This is a genomic window from Microbulbifer variabilis, assembly GCF_056232115.1.
In genome coordinates this window covers 1,666,080-1,684,823 of record NZ_CP174325.1, presented here as the reverse complement: position 1 = coordinate 1,684,823, position 18,744 = coordinate 1,666,080, and the positions used below count along the sequence as shown (strand labels likewise).

The 18,744-nt window shown below is 49.5% G+C and carries 15 protein-coding genes; 6 read left to right on the top strand and 9 right to left on the bottom strand.

Annotated elements, in window-relative coordinates; all coding sequences use genetic code 11:
• Nucleotides 1–85: 85 nt before the first annotated feature.
• From rtcA to ACJJI7_RS07345, 3 genes are all read right to left on the bottom strand, one after another.
• On the bottom strand, nt 86–1,105 hold the full coding sequence (gene rtcA, locus ACJJI7_RS07355) for an RNA 3'-terminal phosphate cyclase (protein WP_444902397.1): 1,020 nt from the start codon (nt 1,103–1,105) through the stop codon (nt 86–88).
• A gap of 49 nt (nt 1,106–1,154) precedes the next feature.
• The gene (locus ACJJI7_RS07350) at nt 1,155–2,315 is read right to left on the bottom strand and encodes a slipin family protein (protein WP_444902398.1); all 1,161 of its coding nucleotides are present in this window, start codon (nt 2,313–2,315) and stop codon (nt 1,155–1,157) included.
• Between the two features lie 627 nt (nt 2,316–2,942).
• On the bottom strand, nt 2,943–4,172 hold the full coding sequence (locus tag ACJJI7_RS07345) for an RtcB family protein (protein WP_444902399.1): 1,230 nt from the start codon (nt 4,170–4,172) through the stop codon (nt 2,943–2,945).
• Nucleotides 4,173–4,391: 219 nt separating this feature from the next.
• On the opposite strand from ACJJI7_RS07345, the gene rtcR reads away from it, so the two are divergent.
• From rtcR to ACJJI7_RS07330, 3 genes are read left to right on the top strand one after another with little or no spacing between them, the layout of a single operon-like run.
• Nucleotides 4,392–5,990 (top strand): RNA repair transcriptional activator RtcR, encoded by a 1,599-nt coding sequence (gene rtcR / locus ACJJI7_RS07340; protein ID WP_282951972.1) that lies wholly within the window; start codon nt 4,392–4,394, stop codon nt 5,988–5,990.
• A gap of 58 nt (nt 5,991–6,048) precedes the next feature.
• Nucleotides 6,049–7,539: a C13 family peptidase gene (locus ACJJI7_RS07335; protein WP_444902400.1), complete on the top strand. Its 1,491-nt coding sequence runs from the start codon at nt 6,049–6,051 to the stop codon at nt 7,537–7,539.
• Nucleotides 7,540–7,577: 38 nt separating this feature from the next.
• Nucleotides 7,578–8,357, top strand: a complete 780-nt coding sequence (locus ACJJI7_RS07330; RefSeq protein WP_444902401.1) for a TSUP family transporter — start codon at nt 7,578–7,580, stop codon at nt 8,355–8,357.
• Between the two features lie 96 nt (nt 8,358–8,453).
• On the opposite strand, the gene ACJJI7_RS07325 is transcribed toward ACJJI7_RS07330, so the two are convergent.
• Nucleotides 8,454–10,238 carry a DUF885 domain-containing protein gene (locus tag ACJJI7_RS07325; protein WP_444902402.1) on the bottom strand — a complete coding sequence of 595 codons (1,785 nt, stop codon included), beginning with the start codon at nt 10,236–10,238 and terminating at the stop codon, nt 8,454–8,456.
• A gap of 392 nt (nt 10,239–10,630) precedes the next feature.
• Nucleotides 10,631–11,539, bottom strand: coding sequence for a hypothetical protein (locus ACJJI7_RS07320; protein ID WP_020413774.1), 909 nt, complete (start codon nt 11,537–11,539; stop codon nt 10,631–10,633).
• A 624-nt stretch (nt 11,540–12,163) separates the two neighbouring features.
• On the opposite strand from ACJJI7_RS07320, the gene ACJJI7_RS07315 reads away from it, so the two are divergent.
• Complete coding sequence (locus tag ACJJI7_RS07315) at nt 12,164–13,021, top strand: carbon-nitrogen hydrolase family protein (RefSeq protein ID WP_020413775.1); 858 nt, start codon at nt 12,164–12,166, stop codon at nt 13,019–13,021.
• Nucleotides 13,022–13,086: 65 nt separating this feature from the next.
• On the opposite strand, the gene ACJJI7_RS07310 is transcribed toward ACJJI7_RS07315, so the two are convergent.
• From ACJJI7_RS07310 to ACJJI7_RS07295, 4 genes are all read right to left on the bottom strand, one after another.
• Entirely contained in the window at nt 13,087–14,094 is a 1,008-nt protein-coding gene (locus ACJJI7_RS07310) for a fumarylacetoacetate hydrolase family protein (protein WP_020413776.1), read from the bottom strand.
• Nucleotides 14,091–14,651: a VOC family protein gene (locus ACJJI7_RS07305; protein ID WP_020413777.1), complete on the bottom strand. Its 561-nt coding sequence runs from the start codon at nt 14,649–14,651 to the stop codon at nt 14,091–14,093. Before ACJJI7_RS07305 ends, ACJJI7_RS07310 begins: the two co-directional genes overlap by 4 nt.
• 15 nt (nt 14,652–14,666) lie before the next feature.
• Nucleotides 14,667–15,746: a 4-hydroxyphenylpyruvate dioxygenase gene (gene hppD, locus ACJJI7_RS07300; protein ID WP_020413778.1), complete on the bottom strand. Its 1,080-nt coding sequence runs from the start codon at nt 15,744–15,746 to the stop codon at nt 14,667–14,669.
• A 288-nt stretch (nt 15,747–16,034) separates the two neighbouring features.
• Entirely contained in the window at nt 16,035–16,289 is a 255-nt protein-coding gene (locus tag ACJJI7_RS07295) for a hypothetical protein (RefSeq protein WP_282951980.1), read from the bottom strand.
• A 350-nt stretch (nt 16,290–16,639) separates the two neighbouring features.
• On the opposite strand from ACJJI7_RS07295, the gene ACJJI7_RS07290 reads away from it, so the two are divergent.
• Both ACJJI7_RS07290 and ACJJI7_RS07285 read left to right on the top strand, forming a co-directional pair.
• Nucleotides 16,640–17,620, top strand: coding sequence for a calcium/sodium antiporter (locus ACJJI7_RS07290; RefSeq protein ID WP_020413780.1), 981 nt, complete (start codon nt 16,640–16,642; stop codon nt 17,618–17,620).
• A gap of 134 nt (nt 17,621–17,754) precedes the next feature.
• A complete protein-coding gene (locus ACJJI7_RS07285) occupies nt 17,755–18,741 on the top strand; it encodes a glycerophosphodiester phosphodiesterase family protein (protein WP_444902403.1) in 987 nt (328 codons plus the stop codon).
• Nucleotides 18,742–18,744 lie beyond the last annotated feature (3 nt).

The following is an 18,744-nucleotide window of genomic DNA, read 5'->3' as shown; positions in this document are numbered from 1 at the left end:
TCCCAGTATCAAAAAACAAGGAAAAACTGTATCCAACTTTTCGCCATTAGAGCTACTCCCGTATCCCTCAATTACAATTTTGCATCTAAATAGCACCAACCGTTACTTCCCAAGTATCTTCACCTAACTCGCGCAACTGAATATTAACTCCGGCAATTTTCTGGATCACCTGAATATTGGTCAATAAATGCTGGCTGGGCTTCAATGTATAAAAGCGACCACCATTGCCCAAAGCCATAGGCAATAACAGTTGATCGGCCAGATATTCACCTACCGGCGCACCAGAATTCAGATAACGCTGCATCTGCCGAATCGCACGCTGGGCAACCCGCTCTGAACTTACGCCCTGCTCGCCCATGGAATCGAAGATTTCAGTTACCTGTTCAGATTGCAACCGCAGCGACAGCAAATTACCGGGCCCTTGGGAACGCACCTGTTTTCGCTGCAAATACTCAGCCGGCCACTCACATTGCTTACTCACCTGCGCCAGTTCACGCAAGCCAATATGAGCCGGTATATTCGCGGATATGGCTACAGCTTTGCGCTCCAGCAGCTCTCCTCTTTCAGTCAGTTCCAGTTTTGATAAATTGGAGAGGGGGTGGATACGCGCACGCCAGGCACCGCCACCAGCTGGATAAAAACCATAATCCGTTAGCTCCACCTCCACTCCCGCGCCCATACGCGCTAATAGAGGCAAATAAACCTGGGCTATAAAATCAAAGCTTGGGGCCTTTTTATTGTGGGTACCCCCTTCCAAGTGCAGCTCACTAATACCATCAGCAAATAAAAGAGGCAGCAACACCGTTTGCAATACCAAGCTGGTACTACCGGCCGAGCCGATGGAAAAATGAAACTCGCCAGATCGTACTTTTCCCGGAATAAAAGTAACTTCCGTAGCCCCCAGCTGCTCACCGCTAACATCAGCATCACTAATAGCTTTGGCAGCGCGTAAGCAAGTGAGATGTTGGCGTAATAGTCCAGGCTTATTGCGGCCTGCTCGAATATTTTTAATACGAATCGGTATTCCCTGGCACATGGACAAAGTGAGGGAAGTCCGTAAAATCTGGCCGCCACCCTCCCCCTGGGCGCCATCAATCTCAATCACTAATAATTCCCTTAAATACCACTAAATGGTTTCGATGCCTTTATTTTATTCAAGCAGTTGGGCGCAGTTTCACTAAATCATTAAGCACACCCTCAAGACCGCCGTATACTGAAATTTTATCGATACGATTACTGACCTTTTCCAGCGACTCTAATTCTTTTAACCGCAGTAACACAGGATTGTTATCCATCATCTTGGCGGTGTTATGCATGGAACGCATGGCCTGGGTCTCTTCCCGGCGTTTTATTAAATTCGCTTCAGATTCTTTTTGTGCTTCCACTACCTGATTTAGAATCATTTTCATATCGCCTGGTAAAATAATGTCTTTCACACCGACACTGACGATCTCGATACCGTACTCCGCTATTTTTTTACGAATGCCCGTAGCAATAACAATATTCAGCCGATCCTTATCCGCCAACAAGCTATCCAGAGTCTGGGTACCCACTGCTTCACGCAGATATAGTTGCAATTCACGATAAATATAGCTTTTGTAGTCACTGAGTTTTAATGCTACCCGCTTTGGATCAGTAATCTTGAAATTACCGCTCAGGTTTATACGCAAACTTACCCGGTCCTTGGTAAGAATTTCCTGGCCACTCACTTCAATAGTTTGCAAGCGCATGTCCATCAATTTCACCAGGATGGAGCGATTGTACTTCCAGAATCCATAACGACCGGGCTGCAGGGTTTTTTCCAGTTTGCCATTAACAACCAGAAGGCCTACGTGCTCATCGGGAATTTCGTTGTAGCTAACCGCCTGAGCGGCAATACGCATTTGTCCGACCTTCACCCCACGACCAAGCAATCCCAATATATTGTCATCAATGGAATACTCCTTTGAAATATCTACAATACCTACACGCACAGTTTCACTACCCTTCCACACAGCGCGATAAGTACCAGGAGGAAGGATATCCACCAGGTGACCATCCTGGTAAAAAAGGCCTACCTGATGATCAGATAACTCATAGGACTGCAAATATTCACTCAATATTTGTCCATAAGTATTCAGAAGGAATTTTGCTTTAATCGCATCAAAAACCACTTCGGTAATATCATAGGTCTCCACCCGCACATCACCGGAAAGCAGCCAGATACGGTGACGTCCAGGAGGCAATACCCTTTCAAATCGACTGCGGCGAAACAGCAATGCACGCTCGTTATCAGCCACATCCACAATCTTCCATATTTTAAAGAGAGACTTCATTTCTCCGATCTCTTATCTTTTATTCCTTTTGGGTGGGGCCCACCCGATCCCAGGGTGGCCCAGCGCTTGTACAAAGTAGGAGCAAAATACAGCGGTTTTGCAGACTTTTTCTTTCTCCTCTCCTGGGAAATACAGCCAACATCCCTGGTCAAAATAGAGTCAATGCATAACCTGTAATCCGCTCGCACAGTGTAAACCCACGAAAGGCGACACTGTCACCGAAGTACCTTTTTGTTTGGCAATTGGTATAATACCGAATTGCCGAAACCATAAGGCACAATGGGCCCCGGATAGATTTCAACAAAGAGGGTTTCTTTGCGGGGATTCGAACCCCAGGCTCTCGCCTTCCCTTAAGATCGCTTTCCAGGCGACGTGACTTTGACGGGAATTGAACCCGTAACCAACCGACAAAACGGTTGCTCTACCAATTGAGCTACAAAGTTAGCGTTTGAGGATTGGCCCAGAGGGTACACCTGCCGCCAGCGGCGGTGGTGCCAGGCCGGCATACAGAACCGGCTCCGCTGACTGGAACAAAAACACTCAAACTTGTTTGCGGAGAACCGGCCCGTTGGGCACTATCTCCGGCATTCTTTATATACTGAAGGCCTTATCCCTGACCGACACCGATTATCCTTTGACGCAGACTACCTGCTTGAGGGTGTAAACGATTTCCACCAGGTCTTTTTGTGCTGCCATAACCTTCTCAATAGGTTTGTAGGCCGATGGGGTTTCGTCGATCACACCTTCGTCTTTACGGCACTCTACGTCGATGGTAGCCGCGCGGTGCTCCTCCAGGGACACCAGTTTTTTTGCCTTGGTACGCGACATCACTCGCCCAGCACCATGGCTACAACTGCAGAAGCTTTCCTCATTACCCAGCCCCCGCACAATAAAAGATTTGGCCCCCATACTCCCGGGAATAATGCCCATTTCATCAACACGAGCTCTTACAGCCCCCTTGCGCGTCACCAGCACATCCTTGCCGTAGTGGTGCTCTCGGGAAACATAATTGTGATGGCAATTCACTGCCTCCATGCGCGCTTCGAAATCCATGCCCAGAGCCTGCTTCACCGCACCGATAGTACGCGTCATCATTACTTCACGATTGATACGAGCAAACTCCTGTGCCCATTCCACCGCTAGTACATAGTCATCGAAATGCTCTGTGCCTTCGGGGAAATATGCTAAGTCACTATCCGGCAGATGGATATGCCAACGCTCCATATCCCGCTTGGCTTTCTCGATAAAGTAGGTACCAATACGGTTACCCACACCACGGGAACCGCTATGCAGCATCAGCCATACGCTACCGTGCTCATCCAGGCACATCTCAATAAAGTGGTTGCCGGTGCCCAATGTTCCCAAGTGGTTGATGTTATTAGTATTTTTTAATACAGGGTGCTTTTCTTTAAGCCACTCAAACTGCGCTGCCAATGGCGCCCAACCGGCAAGTGCATCATCCGGCGGATTCTCCCAGGCACCTTTATCCCTCCCCCTGCCCCGGTGCCGGCCCGTACGGCCATGGGGCACTGCGCGTTCAATAGCGCTGCGCACCCCTGCCAGGTTATCCGGAAGTTGCGCCGCTGTAAGGCTGGTTCGCACCGCCATCATGCCGCAGCCGATATCCACACCCACAGCGGCGGGAATTACCGCCCCCAGGGTAGGTACCACACTGCCAATCGTGGCGCCTTTGCCCAGGTGTACATCGGGCATCGCTGCCACCCATTTGTGGATAAAGGGCATCTGAGAAATATTTTTGAGCTGCGCCTTGGCTTCATCCTCAAAGGGCACTCCCAGGGTCCAGGACTTAATCGGCACCCCACCTGCCTGCATCACTTCATATGGCATTGGTTTCATCTTTAACTCCTTTTGAAACCGCGCTCGATATTCTTACGCTTCACTTTTCTATTGATATAGCGAATTGAGTGCCAACTTTTTATCAAAGTTGGAAATTTTTTATAACTTGTTGTTTTTTATGGAATTTATTTTTAATACCAAAACTCTTGAGAGTTTTTTTGAAATAACAAAGCCATGAATATCTATCTTTTTTGATAGTAAAATAATATTTTAGATATCATGAAGACAATTGCTATCAGTATTCTCGGTACCAGCAAAGATCGGCGCGGCAAAGGTGACAAGCGCTGGGACAAATGGCGCCCAAACATATCCATGTGCCAGCACGAAGACCTGCTTATCGACCGTCTGGAACTTCTGTTCGACAATCACTCAAAGAACCTGGCAGACCAGGTCACCGAAGATATTGCACGGGTCTCTCCAGAGACTGAAGTGGTCCACCACCGGGTGAACTTTAACGACCCTTGGGATTTCGAGAGCGTATACAGCAACCTGCTGGATTTCGCCCACGCCTATAGCTTCAAGCCGGATGATGAGCAGTACCTGGTACATATCACCACGGGCACCCATGTGGCCCAGATCTGCCTATATCTATTAACAGAAGCGGGGTATTTCCCCGGGCGCCTGCTACAAACATCCCCGGCACGCAAGCACAGTGGTTTGCCGGGCGAGTACCAAATTATCGATTTGGATCTATCCAAATACGATCAGATTGCCTCGCGATTCCAGAGGGAACACCAAGAGGGCACCACCTACCTGAAAGGTGGCATTGAAACTAATAATCTCGCTTTTAACCAGATGATCGAGCAGCTGGAGCAGGTCTCTATCCGCTCTGACGCCCCAATATTAATAACCGGCCCTACGGGGGCGGGTAAATCACAACTGGCCCAGCGTGTTTATGAGCTGCGCAAACAGCGCGGTAAGCTGGAAGGCGGGTTGGTAGCAGTAAACTGCGCTACTCTGCGCGGCGAAAATGCCATGTCCGCTCTGTTCGGCCACCGCAAAGGCGCCTTTACCGGTGCCACCGCACATCGTCCCGGGCTGTTGATGGAAGCTGATAAGGGCCTACTTTTTCTGGACGAGATCGGCGAGCTGGGACTGGACGAGCAAGCCATGCTGTTACGCGCTATAGAACACAAACGTTTTATGCCCTTTGGCTCAGACAAAGAGGTGAGCAGTCACTTCCAGCTGATCGCCGGTACTAACCGGGATCTTGTCCAGCACAGCCGCGAAGGTAAGTTTCGTGCGGACCTGCTTGCCCGAATTGACCTGTGGACTTACCGCCTGCCCTCCCTGCGTGAACGTATTGAAGACCTGGAACCCAATATCGACTTTGAGCTGGAGGCTTTTTCCAGAAAGTCTGGCCATTTAGTGAGCTTCAATAAAGCGGCACGGGAGAGATATCTCAACTTTGGCCATTCAGGAGAGGCCAGCTGGTCCGCTAACTTTCGCGACCTTAACGCCAGTATCCTGCGCATGGGCACTCTCGCCGATGGTGGGCGTATTACCACTGAAGTGGTGGAAGAGGAAATCCAGCGACTGTGCTTAAAGTGGCAAGCCTCTACCAATGAGTCATCGCTACCCATTGCACGTATTGAAGCGCTACTGGGCCCCGGCAATATTGAACAGATGGATTACTACGAGCAGATCAAACTGGCAGGACTGATCCAAGTCTGTGAGGAATCCAGCTCCATGGCGGAAGCCGGGCGCCGGCTTTTTCAGATAAGCCGCACAGCTAAAAAATCCAACAACGATTCCCACCGGGTACGCCAGCTGCTGGAAAAATACGGGCTTAAGTTCGAGCAGCTGAATAAAGCCTAGAGCCCTGTTGGCACCATTTTGTTAATCTCACTCCAGAGCATCAATGATGGACCATGGAATGAGATACGCCTACTTAACCCCTCTTTTTCTTCTTCTCAGTGCCTGCGAGCCAACACAGTTTGCAGGCGGCACCGCCCTGCCAGATGGTTCTGTATACAAAGGTGACTTACAAGATGGCCTTTTCCATGGTCAGGGCCAGTTGCAATGGCCCGATGGTAATCACTATCGCGGGGAATTTCACAATGGCCGCATTAGCGGCCAGGGATTACTTACCAAAACAGATGGCTGTACTTATGAGGGTGAATTCCTCAATGGAGAACCACATGGCGAAGGCCGCTATACCTGTGGTGAAAATGAATGGTCGGGTCATTTCAATGATGGGGAGTTGCAAAGAGGCACAGCAAAATGGGATGGCAGAGAAACTTATAGTGGTGAGTTTCTGGATTACGGTCCACACGGTGAAGGTGAGCTGACCACTGAAGATGGCAGTCAATATAAAGGCACTTTCGAGCAGGGAATGTTTCTACGCGGAGACTACTCAGATAACAAAGGCTACAGATACAAAGGCGACTTCGAATACGGCTTTTACTCTGGCGCTGGTGAATTGACCCAACCTGATGGGACCACTATTCGCGCCAACTTTCGCTACGGAGAGGCGGATGGAGAAGGCCAGCGTGTGAGCATTGATGGCGAGGGAAATACTATTGAAGAGTCCGGCTATTTTGCTAAGGGCATCTATTTTCCCAGTGAGGCGGCCTGGCGTACACAACAAGAAATTCCTGAAGCCGAGGCGGAAACACGCCTTTACAGCGAGAGTGATCGCTTACAAAGCGCTATTGATGCACTGGCACCGCAGAGGCCTGGTGTACGCGATGTGTACACGCTGTTAGTAGGCGGTGATGGCACCTCTCCGGTATTTGCCAGAGAATTGGATTGGGTGTCAGAACGCCTTGATAAGGCCTTTGGTATTGATGAGCGTGTACTGCGCCTCAGTAACGGTGGCGGCTACAGTTTTCCTCTCGCCACCCGCACCAGTATCCAAGAAAGTCTCAATGCCCTGGATCAGTTACTGGACCCACAGGAAGACCTACTGCTAGTGCACCTTGTCAGTCACGGTGCACGCAATGGCGACTTAACAATTGCTGAGGGTAAAATGCCACTAAAGGATCTCTCTGTGGCAGACGGAAAAAAATGGCTGGATAACCTTAATGTAAGGTACCAGTGGATAGTAATTTCAGCCTGCTATTCCGGCCAGTGGATTGAGCCTTTGAGCACCCCAAATCGTATCGTATTTACCTCCGCTGCCGATAACAGAACCTCTTTTGGTTGCAGCGACGACTCCCAGCGCACCTGGTTCAGTTCTGCACTCTATGGCGATGCTCTACAGCAGGGAATAAAAGACCCCAAGGTTTGGTTTAGCACGGCGAATAAAAAGGTCACTGAAATGGAAAAGGAACAGGGGATAGAAAGAGATTCCCATTCCCTACCACAGCATTCCATTGGGGAAAATTTCCTAACATGGTGGAAGAAAAATAAAGACGGTTATTGAAAGTTAAGTCTTAGCAACATGCGATAGGAGGTATTCTCTTGGAGTTCGCAAGCTTCTCTATTGAATTATTGTCTATTTTGTTTTTTATTGCCGTAATAGCCGGCCTACTCGATACATTGGCAGGTGGTGGCGGCCTGATAACAGTACCGGCCTTAATTCTGAGTGGTGTACCGCCCTTAACCGCCCTAGGCACCAATAAATTGCAAGGCAGTATCGGTACAGCAACTGCAACTTATATGATGATTAAGAGCAGTAAAATAAGCTGGAGTGGGATTAAGAGCTTAATGCTACCGGCTTTTATTGGTGCGGCTATTGGAACAATAGCAGTACAATTTATTAACACTGACATCTTGTCATATATAATTCCTGTAGTGCTTTTATTTATTGCCGTTTATTTCCTAATTTCCCCGTCATTGACTCAGAATAATGAGGAGCCAAAATTATCCAGCAGAAAATATAAATATGGGGTAATTCCATTGATTGGGTACTACGATGGCATGTTCGGACCTGGAACAGGGTCATTTTTTACCCTGTCAGGTATAGCTTGCCGGGGACAAGATATATTGACATCTACTGCGATGGCAAAACCTCTAAACTTCTCCACCAATTTAGCCTCTTTAATTATATTTTTACTTGCCGGACATATTGCGTGGATAGTAGGCATCCTAATGATGATTGGACAAATCATAGGTGCGTGGATAGGGTCACACTGCCTATTTAGAATTAATCCTACCTACCTGAGAGGAGTAGTCGTTCTTATGTGTAGCGGGATGCTAATAAAGTACGCCCACTCCATGGGGTGGGTAGACTTTATGTGAACTATTAGCGTGAATAGGAAATTAGCCAGAAGCGCATCTGTTTTCTCATTTGCAATCCCGCTTTAGCAATTGAGAGCGGGATTGCAAAACGATATTTTAAGAAGATTTCTGCTCCTCTATAAAACCTTGCATCTGCTCTTCCAACATGGAGAGAGGTAAGGCTCCATTTTTTAACAGCGCATCGTGGAAGACACGTAAGTCAAACCGATCACCAAGCTCTTTTTCCGCCTGCGCACGCAGCTGGCGGATCTTAATTTCTCCCATTTTGTAAGAGAGGGCTTGGCCCGGCCAGGAAATATAACGATCCACTTCTGCACGCACATTCGCGGGAGAAAGTGAAGTATTGCTGGATAGAAAATCGAGCGCTTGCTGACGGGTCCAGCCCTGGGAGTGGATGCCGGTATCAATTACCAGGCGTGCCGCACGCCACATTTCATAACTGAGACGCCCAAAATGCTCATAAGGCGTAGTGTACAGGCCCATTTCTTTGCCGAGACGCTCGGAGTAAAGTGCCCAACCCTCCCCAAAAGCACTCAAATAAAGATTCCGTCGAAAGTCCGGCACATTTTCAAGCTCCTGGGACAGGGCATTCTGCAGATGGTGGCCAGGCACCGCCTCATGCAGGGTCAAAGCGGGTAACTCGTACAGAGGGCGCTGATCCAAGCCGTAAGTATTCAACCAGTAAGCTCCACCGCGGGTACCACCAATAGCGGCAGGATTATAGGAAGCCGTGGTGTAGTTGGGCGCGATCTCGCTAGGTACCGGAACCACTCCGTAAGGAGTGCGTGGCAGCAGGTTAAAGAACTCTGGCAGCAGGTAATCGATGCGCTTGGAGATATAGGCAGTCTCTTTAAGTAACTCTTCCGGAGTCTGAGCATAGAATTGCGGGTCGGTGCGCAGGAAATGGGTAAACTCTTCAAAAGTCCCTTTAAAGCCGGACTCCTTAATCAGCTCCTCCATCTCTGCACGGATACGCTTGACTTCAGCAAGGCCGGTTCGATGGATCTCTGACGGGTCCATATCCAGAGTCACATAGTTACGGATATTGTGGCGATAATAGTCACTACCTCCGCGCATTTTCTCGGCACCGATAGTTTCGCTGGCAGCTTTGAGATAATCTCCCTCAAGGAAGTTTGCCACCCGAGCAAAGGCTGGAATAGCTACCTGTTCAATTGCCGCTTTTCCAGTTTCACGCAGACGTTGCTGCTCTGCAGGGGGAATTGATATAGGCATCTCAACAAAAGGTTTGTACAAGCTGCTCTTAGTGGGATCCTTATAAACTTGAGCTCGCACGGTGGGGGCTATGCCCTGCACCACTATTTTGGGCAAGACAAAACCTGTGCGAACTCCTTCACGCATATTGGCAATATTCTCATCGAAATACCGGCCAAATTCCCGGATGCGGGCGATATAGTCCTCATAATCGCCAACACGGGTCATCGCCAAACCACTATTGGCATCCAGGGCAGCGCTATAAAAACTGTAAAAAGTATTGAGGGGCACCCGCTCCAGGAACAATTCATTGGCTTCAATAGAGTTTTCCAAAACCCAGGCGAGTAACTCGCGATTAACCCTATCCGAATCGTTCAATTCATTGGTGTCCACCGCTTGCAGACGCCGGAGCAATTCCTCTTCGGCTTTGAGTCGACGTGCCCTGTCCTCGGCAGCCACCCCCGGCAATTGGCGATTATAGTCCGACACACCCATACGACCCGCAGTAATCGGGTCCTCACGCAGACTGTATTGCCAGTGGTCTTCAATCACACCCTGGAGCTGTTCTGTTGCTGTTAGGGACCAAGATACGGGGGTTAGTACACAAGTAGCCAAGATAACACCAGATACCCGCTTAATGTGTTTTGCCAGGGCCTTGCCGGATTTCACGCTGCTCTCCATTAAATCGCTCGGTTTTTAGTTATCAGAATTAGATCGACCAACCTTAACATGGGTTGCCCTCTGCGAGATTGCTTTCTATGACCCATGAACCAAGAAAGGTTGTGATTTATGGAAAGTTGATTACATGAAAAGGTGCAAAGTGAAATCATTGTGGGAACCGTTATGCCTACGGCCCCACAATATACGCAGCTAGTCCCTCGCTCTTGTAAGATCTAATAGCAGAGCTACCCTTCAGGAACATGAAGTACATGAGCTGATACCAGAAGACTGAGTAAACCCTGCATTTCCACAATAACCAACGCACTTAGTGATAGTTGCGGAAGTCTCCTACCTGAACACAACATTCAAATTGACATGGGCTTAGTTGCATATTTGAATTATTACAATCCTATTTTTTCCTTTCTCCCCACACCAAGGCCACTATATGGCTGAGGAAGCCTAAAATTAACTGGGTACCATTTTAAATTGACTGGTTGTGCTTTTGTCACAATGTCTAAAAATGGCTTAGATTCAATCGCTTTGTCCCGCTCAATTTTCCTAAGAGCTTCTTGATATTGAGACGAATCTTTCGGTATTCTTCTAATTCTCAGTATTTTAAGTATCGGATCTTCTTTTGGCTGAAGGCCACCATCATATATGCCACCAAATTCAATGTCTTTTGTTTTGATTGGTGTAAAATAGCTATATTCGACTCCATTCTTCACGATCATTGCTAAAACTTTCATGTCAGGGCTCATGGCAAACTTTACTTGATGTTGCCTAAAAAGATCGAACGCAGTCTTAGTTGGTGCACTGGGTATCTCGAGCCTTCTATAAACCTCTTTCAACGCTTCTTTGCCATCTTCCCAGCCAAATACAGCCATGTCAGGTGAGGTATATCGAGTTTGCTGACCGGCATAGCACTCATTACCAGGTCCAGCCCACGAAAGAAGACCAGCAGTATTAGCTTTTACATGAACGGTAAGTAACCCCGGATCTAAGGCAAAGCCACGCATCATAGCCACGCCCCTGTAATAAAGCCATTTTTCATCCATATTTGGACATTGGCAGCCCATTACGCCATTGACCTTTTTTTTACAATCGAGAAATCCTTTGAAGCCGCCCTTATGGGCATTTAAACCTAATTTAGGAACCAACCCTCCAGCATTAATAACATCTTGTTTTGAACGAGTCAGCTCGCCTCGTCTACCTGTTAACATTGGCATGTTTTCTCTCCATAACTTATGGTCAATTTTATAGTGAAAATTATCAATATTTAGCTGATTAAATTCGACTAATCTATTGGGCATTCAGAGCCATCCGCTTTGACAACTCCACAAAAAATCAACCAATTCAACAAGTTAAATCATATTGAAGCAGAAAATTTTCAACTTCAACAGGGAATAAAAAAGCTTTTTAAATCGACTCTGGCACTATTTTTTCACGCCGCATAAACAGTTATTTGAAGGGGATTATTGAGAGACGCTGACCAAATTTCGTTGATTAAAGATGAGTTTTTCTATTACCTAATATAAAAAGGTAGCTAACCTCTAAAGCCACTCAATAAAGAAATTTAACTGATCAGAGATTCCTTCGAAATTACCATGCCCTCTAAGAATCTATAGTTCTTTTATTTGATATAAAACTATGAATAACATGTAACACAAATCTCTATAGATTTTTTTTTGTAAATCTACAGAAAATTATTTTTCTGAAAATTTGGATCTACGCTAACAAGAGATTGCTAAACCGATAAGGAATCATCAACAAACACATTTAGACAAGCGGGGCTAACAATGAGAAAAATATCACTATCAAGTATTGCATACTCAACCTGCCCACAGTTGGCACACTTAAGCGTACTTGAGATTTATCCCGTAAGGTTCCAGCTTTATCATACTCCGTAAAACTATTGGAGAAAAAGGAGATCCCCAGTGAAAAATCTTTGTGTCGCAGCGGTGCAAATGGTAAGCGGCGAAAGCGTTACAGAGAATCTTTCACAGGCCTACAAGCTGCTTAAGGAAGCCGCCGGACGAGGCGCGAAACTAATACTGCTACCGGAAAACTTTGCACATTTTTCGGATAAAGGTAGTTTTTCCGTGGCCGAACCATTTTGCATTTCTGGTAAAACCAATTCAGATAGACAACCCATTCAACACGCGCTTGCGAGTTGGGCAGAGGAGCTGGGTATCTGGCTGGTCGCAGGCTCGATACCCTTACTGGAGCGAGCCGACGGTAGCCCTACCGAGGGAAAGCGCAGCCGCTCAGCGTGCCTGCTATTCGGCGATCGAGGCACTTTAATGGCTCGCTATGACAAAATACATTTATTTGATGTGGAAGTTGAGGACGCTACCGGCAGCTATCGTGAATCCGCCAGTATTGAACCCGGCAACGAGCCCTGTGTGGCGACATCGCCCTGGGGTGCCCTGGGGCTCAGTATCTGTTTTGATTTGCGCTTTCCCGAACTCTACCGCCAGCTGGCCATAGCCGGTGCTGAGATTTTTTTGGTGCCAGCAGCATTTACCCACACCACAGGGCGGGCACACTGGATGACCCTGCTGCAAGCCCGTGCGATCGAGAACGGCTGCTTTGTAATTGCAGCCAATCAGGGGGGGATCCACTCGGAGAAAAGACGTACCTGGGGACATTCAGCGATTATCGATCCCTGGGGTGAAATCCTGGCCGGAGCCGGCGAGGGTGAAGCAGTCATCACTGCCACGTTGGAAGCTGAAAAGCTGACCAATATACGGCGGCAAATGCCATTACTTTCCATGCGCCAACTTGGAATATAAATAATAAAAAAGGGGCCCCATCGGGTACCCCTTTCTATGGTATAAGCCGTCGCAAAAAAATGGTATTAAACCTTCTCCACTGTCTGCTCAATACGACCAAAAATTGACTGGCCTTTATCATCGAGCATTTCGATAGCAATGCTATTGCCAAAGTCCATAAACGGCGTGCTCGCTGAGCCATTCTGGATGGTCTCAATCATACGGATCTCTGCAATGCAGCTGTAGCCGACTCCACCCTCTGCGACAGGCTTACCAGGGCCACCATCCAACTTATTGGATACAGTACCGGAACCAATAATGGTGCCCGCACAAAGTGGGCGGGTTCTGGCTGCATGGGCAACCAGCTGGCCAAAGTGGAACGTCATATCCACTCCGGCATTGGGCTCACCAAACTTCTCGCCATTCAGGTGGGAAACCAGTGGCAAGTGCAGTTTGCCTTCACGCCAGTTTTCACCCAGCTGCTCTGGAGTCACGCATACCGGTGAGAAAGCACTGGAGGGTTTGGATTGGTAGAAGCCAAACCCCTTAGCCAATTCCGCAGGAATCAAACCACGCAGGGAAACATCGTTCACCAGCATTATCAGTTTGATGTGGGACAGCGCATCCTCGGCGGACACCCCCATAGGCACATCGTCGGTAATCACGGCTATTTCTGCTTCGAAGTCGATGCCAAAGCCATTGCTTTGCGGCATCTTCACCGGCTCGCGCGGAGCCAGGAAGGTATCGGAACCGCCCTGATACATGAGCGGATCACTGTAAAAGCTCTCCGGTACCTCTGCACCGCGGGCTTTACGCACCAGCTCAACATGATTCACGTAAGCGCTGCCATCGGCCCAATGATAAGCGCGTGGTAGAGGTGAAGCGCACAGGGCTTGATCAAATGTCTCCCCCTGGATCTCACCGTTTTGCAGGCGCTCGTGCAGTTTCTCCAGCTCACCACTGACTGATGCCCAGTTGTCCAACGCACTCTGCATGGTTGGGGCAATATCGCCGGCCGGCACCATGCGGGTAAGATCGTCGCTGACAACAACCAGTTGACCATCGCGGCCGGATTTAAGGCTGGCTAACTTCACTGTGCCTCCCCTTCAGTTTTTTCCACAAATTCTTCTTCCCCATGCATCCAGGCGGCATGCCTTGGGGCTTTTTTCGTACGAGACCACTCTTCCAACATATCCTCAGCAACCCGCTTCAGTTCCTTGTGCATACCAGGCTTGGCGGTATTGGCGGCCAGCTCGATACGGTGGCCGTTGGGATCAAAGAAATAGATCGACTGGAAAATAGTGTGATCGGTAGGGCCGAGCACGTCGACCCCGGCCGCTTCCAGCTTTTCTTTGGTCGCTAGCATCTCTTCCATAGATTCCACTTCGAAAGCGATATGCTGCACCCACTTGGGGGTATTTTCATCGCGCCCCATCTCTGGAGAGTTGGGGATTTCGAAGAAGGCAAGCACATTCCCCATACCCGCATCCATAAAGACATGCATGTAAGGGTCCGGCTCACCGGTTGAGGGTACCTCGTTTTCGGCAATGGCCAGCTGGAAGTCCATACCGAGAAGGTCGCGGTAGAATTCCACGGTCTCCTTGGCGTCCCTGCAGCGATACGCCACGTGGTGAATGCGCTTAATACCCATTGAAGCCTCCGTTTTTTATTCCTTTTCTTTAATGACGCCGCGCTTGAGCTGGTCGCGCTCAATAGATTCGAACAGGGCCTTAAAGTTACCCTCTCCAAATCCTTCGTCTTCCTTGCGCTGGATAAACTCGAAAAATACGGGGCCTAGCATATTGGCGGAGAAGATCTGCAGCAGCAGGCGCGGCTGTCCGCCTTCGGTAGTGCCATCGAGCAGGATGCCGCGGCTTTGGAATTCTTCGGTGGGCTCACCGTGGCCGGGCAGGCGCTCTTCCAGCATTTCGTAGTAAGTGTCCGGCGGCGGAGTCATAAACTCCATACCGCGCTCTTTCAGGCGATCCCAACAGGCAATCAAGTCGTCACAGGCGAAGGCGATATGCTGGATACCCTCACCGTTGTACTTCATCAGGAATTCTTCGATCTGGCCACCGCCACCGGCCGCTTCTTCGTTCAGCGGGATACGGATCTTGCCATCGGGCGCGGTCATAGCCTTGGACAGCAGGCCGGTGTACTCGCCTTTGATATCGAAGTAGCGGATCTCGCGGAAATTAAACAGGTCTTCGTAGTACTTGGCCCAATAGTCCATACGACCGCGATATACGTTGTGGGTCAGGTGGTCCAGGGTATGGAAACCACAGCCTTCAGGGCGGCGATCGACGCCCTCTTCCCAATTAAAGTCGATATCGTAAATGGATTCGCCATCTTCGTAGCGGTCGATCAAATACAGGGTAGCGCCGCCAATTCCCTTAATCGCGGGTAAGTGCAACTCCATCGGGCCGGTATTCACCTGTACAGGTTGTGCGCCTTTACGCAGGGCCTCTTCATAGGCGAACTTTGCGTCTTTCACACGGAAAGCCAGGCCACAAGCGGAGGGGCCGTGCTCCTGGGCATAGTAATAGGCGTGGCTGTTGGGCTCGTAGTTAGTGATAAAGTTAATATCACCCTGGCGCCATAGCTCAACATCCTTGGAGCGGTGGCGGGCGACTTTCTCAAAGCCCATGGCAGTAAATACGGTTTCAAGGATACCTTTTTCTGGCGCAGTAAACTCTACGAATTCGAAGCCGTTAAGACCCATCGGGTTTTCAAATAAGTCCGCCATGCGGTCCTCCATTTCTTATCATCGCAGCGCCTTTGATGGGGGCTGCGGATTGTGGATTTAAAGCGCAAACGAAGTTAGTTGCAGATGTAACTAATGTCAAGGGCCCCTGTTATTGGACCCTACAGCGGTTACCAAGAGGTTAATTTCAGTCACAGAGATTTGTTCAGATGGAGAGTTAAATAAAAGACAGGAAATGACCCATCAGGGAAAGATAATGGGGAAATGTATTGAGCGGATGGAATTCGGGTGTGGCCTTAGCCTATGAGCCTCTAACCACACCCGATATCACTAGCGCTCCTTACGGGCACACTTACCATTATCAGTGCGGCACATATGGTCTTTGTGAAACTTGCCGCTCATCTGGTCACATTGAGACTTGGTGACATCACCCGCGCAGGCGCTCTCTGCGTGCTGGCAACATCCAGTCTCCATGGTCGCCATCCCTTTCTTGTCCATCTCCTCTTCCTTTTTGCGATGTTCGCAAGCGGACAGGGTCAGCACCAGCGCCGCGGCCAGTATTCCAATTGAAGCTTTGAGTTGCATATAGGCCTCCTAGATACCCGGCGAGTGGCCGGTGACATGGATATCGCGGAATCTGCCGCGCATTGCTTTGTGCGACCCGCGTAGATTTACCCGACATCTCCACCAGCTGAACGAGGCGCCGCGCCAAAGTGCGCTGCCCATAGGTCACCCCGCAGATTTACCGGGCCATGCATTGACTGTAGTTCACACTGGCAGCAGAACCGTCTGACTGGCGGGACATTTACGTTTATTTTCACTTATCGCGCCGTTGATCGGGGTAACACCCTGTTTGTAGCGCAGAGAGCCGGTACAATCGCCACCCGTTTGTCGGGCAATGCCCCAATCTGAATGCCCACTATTGAGGATCGCCTATGCTTCTTGCCGCTCTCGCCATTATCGCCGGTTTTGTTGTGCTGGTTTGGAGTGCTGACCGCTTTGTAGAAGGCGCTGCAGCCACTGCCAAACATGCCGGAATGCCCACACTATTGATCGGCATGGTGATCGTTGGCTTCGGTACCTCCGCACCAGAGATGGTGGTTTCCGCTATTGCCGCCTTGGACGGCAGCCCCGGTCTCGCCTTGGGTAATGCCTACGGTTCCAATATTGCCAATACCGGCCTGATCCTCGGCCTGAGTGCACTCATTATTCCCCTTACGGTGCACTCAAAAATCGTACGCAAGGAACTGCCGCTATTGCTGGCAATTACCTTATTAGGTGGCGCATTCCTGTGGAATGGCAAACTGGAGCGCTGGGAAGCCGTTATTCTGCTTATGGGCTTCTTCGCCCTCATCGGCTGGAGTGTTTTCTCGGCCTTGCGTAACAAGGGCGATCAATTAGAAGGCGAAGTAGCTGGCGAACTGGAGGAGCACTCCATGCCCCTCGGCCGGGCTATTTTCTGGGTGGTGGCCGGCCTAGCCTTATTGATTATCAGTTCCCGCATGCTGGTATGGGGCGCGGTTACGATTGCTGAATCCCTCGGAGTCAGCGACCTGGTTATCGGTCTTACTATCGTTGCTCTCGGCACTTCCCTGCCAGAGCTGGCCGCTACTATAGTTGCGGCACGCAAAGGCGAGCACGATATCGCTATCGGCAATGTGGTCGGCTCCAATATGTTTAACCTGCTCGCAGTCGTGGGTATCGCCGGAACCATTGCACCTATGTCGAGCGTACCCCCTGAAGTCTTGTCCAGGGACTGGCCCATGGTGATTGGCCTCACCATTGCTTTATTTATATTCGCCTACGGCTTCCGCGGCCAGGGACGTATCAATCGGTGGGAAGGCGCCGCACTATTGACGGCCTACCTTGTCTACACTGGTTACCTGACTGTTACTATCACGAAGGCCGCACTCTAGTCAGATCCGGGGCGGTTCCAGCCGCCCTGTTCCCCGCCTCAATTCGCCATAATTTGCCCTCCCAGCGCCCATTTTTTTGAGCCAAAGCCAGCTAGTATTGGCGCACCTTCAACAGGAAATACGGAGACAATTTTATGGGGCGGGGTCCTATCATCAAAATTGGAGTACTGACTTCTCTTCTCGGATTTGGGGTGATTTATCTACTCAATGCTTCCTGGCTGGCACCGGCTCCCCAGGGGGACCCCATCCTGATTTCCCATCGTGGAGTCTACCAAACCTACAATCGCGATAACCTGGGACGTGACGATTGCACAGCTATTCGTATATTCCGACCTGAACACAGCTACCTGGAAAACACTATACCCTCCATGGAGGCTGCCTTTGCTCACGGTGCAAATATTGTTGAACTAGACATTCACCCCACCACTGATGGTGAGTTTGCCGTTTTTCATGACTGGACCCTGGATTGCCGTACAGATGGAAATGGCGTTACTCGGGAACATTCCCTCGCAGACTTAAAGAAGCTCGATATTGGCTACGGCTATACCTTCGATGGTGGTGAAACTTTTCCCTTTCGCGGCCAAGGTATTGGACAGCTACCTACTTTAAAGGAGGTTCTGCAACACTTCCCGAATCGACAATTCCTTATCAATATAAAAAGCAATGACCCAACGGAAGCAGACCGACTGGATGCCTATCTACGCCAGCACCAATTACTCACTGACTCCCGCCTGATGGTTTATGGGGGTACCCGCCCAATAGAAAGGATCCGGGAATTACGACCAAACGCACTAGCCTTCAGCAAGACCAGTGCAAAGAAATGTGCACTGCAATATGTGCTTATTGGTTGGAGTGGCTACATGCCTGATGCCTGCCGCAACAGCATAGTGGTTGCCCCCAACACTTGGAAATGGGCCCTTTGGGGCTGGCCCAATCGCTATTCTGCGCGGGTAGCTCAGGTGGGAAGCTTGGTTATGGCGGTAAATCACCAAGGTGGCAAGCGGGGCCTTGCCGGTATCTATGAACCGGAGGAGTTAGACTACTTGCCACAAGATTACAGTGGGGCCATTTGGATTGAAAAAATTGAGGTTATAGGTCCACACATGCGATCAGTGCGCTAGATA

What these genes read in the sequence shown, in the direction of transcription:
- ACJJI7_RS07335 (WP_444902400.1), top strand. Translation starts at nt 6,049, where the DNA reads ATGAGATACGCCTACTTAACCCCTCTTTTTCTTCTTCTCAGTGCCTGC.
- ACJJI7_RS07350 (WP_444902398.1), bottom strand. Translation starts at nt 2,315, where the DNA reads ATGAAGTCTCTCTTTAAAATATGGAAGATTGTGGATGTGGCTGATAAC.
- ACJJI7_RS07295 (WP_282951980.1), bottom strand. Translation starts at nt 16,289, where the DNA reads ATGCAACTCAAAGCTTCAATTGGAATACTGGCCGCGGCGCTGGTGCTG.
- ACJJI7_RS07290 (WP_020413780.1), top strand. Translation starts at nt 16,640, where the DNA reads ATGCTTCTTGCCGCTCTCGCCATTATCGCCGGTTTTGTTGTGCTGGTT.
- ACJJI7_RS07285 (WP_444902403.1), top strand. Translation starts at nt 17,755, where the DNA reads ATGGGGCGGGGTCCTATCATCAAAATTGGAGTACTGACTTCTCTTCTC.
- rtcR (WP_282951972.1), top strand. Translation starts at nt 4,392, where the DNA reads ATGAAGACAATTGCTATCAGTATTCTCGGTACCAGCAAAGATCGGCGC.
- ACJJI7_RS07345 (WP_444902399.1), bottom strand. Translation starts at nt 4,172, where the DNA reads ATGAAACCAATGCCATATGAAGTGATGCAGGCAGGTGGGGTGCCGATT.
- ACJJI7_RS07305 (WP_020413777.1), bottom strand. Translation starts at nt 14,651, where the DNA reads ATGGGTATTAAGCGCATTCACCACGTGGCGTATCGCTGCAGGGACGCC.
- hppD (WP_020413778.1), bottom strand. Translation starts at nt 15,746, where the DNA reads ATGGCGGACTTATTTGAAAACCCGATGGGTCTTAACGGCTTCGAATTC.
- ACJJI7_RS07320 (WP_020413774.1), bottom strand. Translation starts at nt 11,539, where the DNA reads ATGCCCAATAGATTAGTCGAATTTAATCAGCTAAATATTGATAATTTT.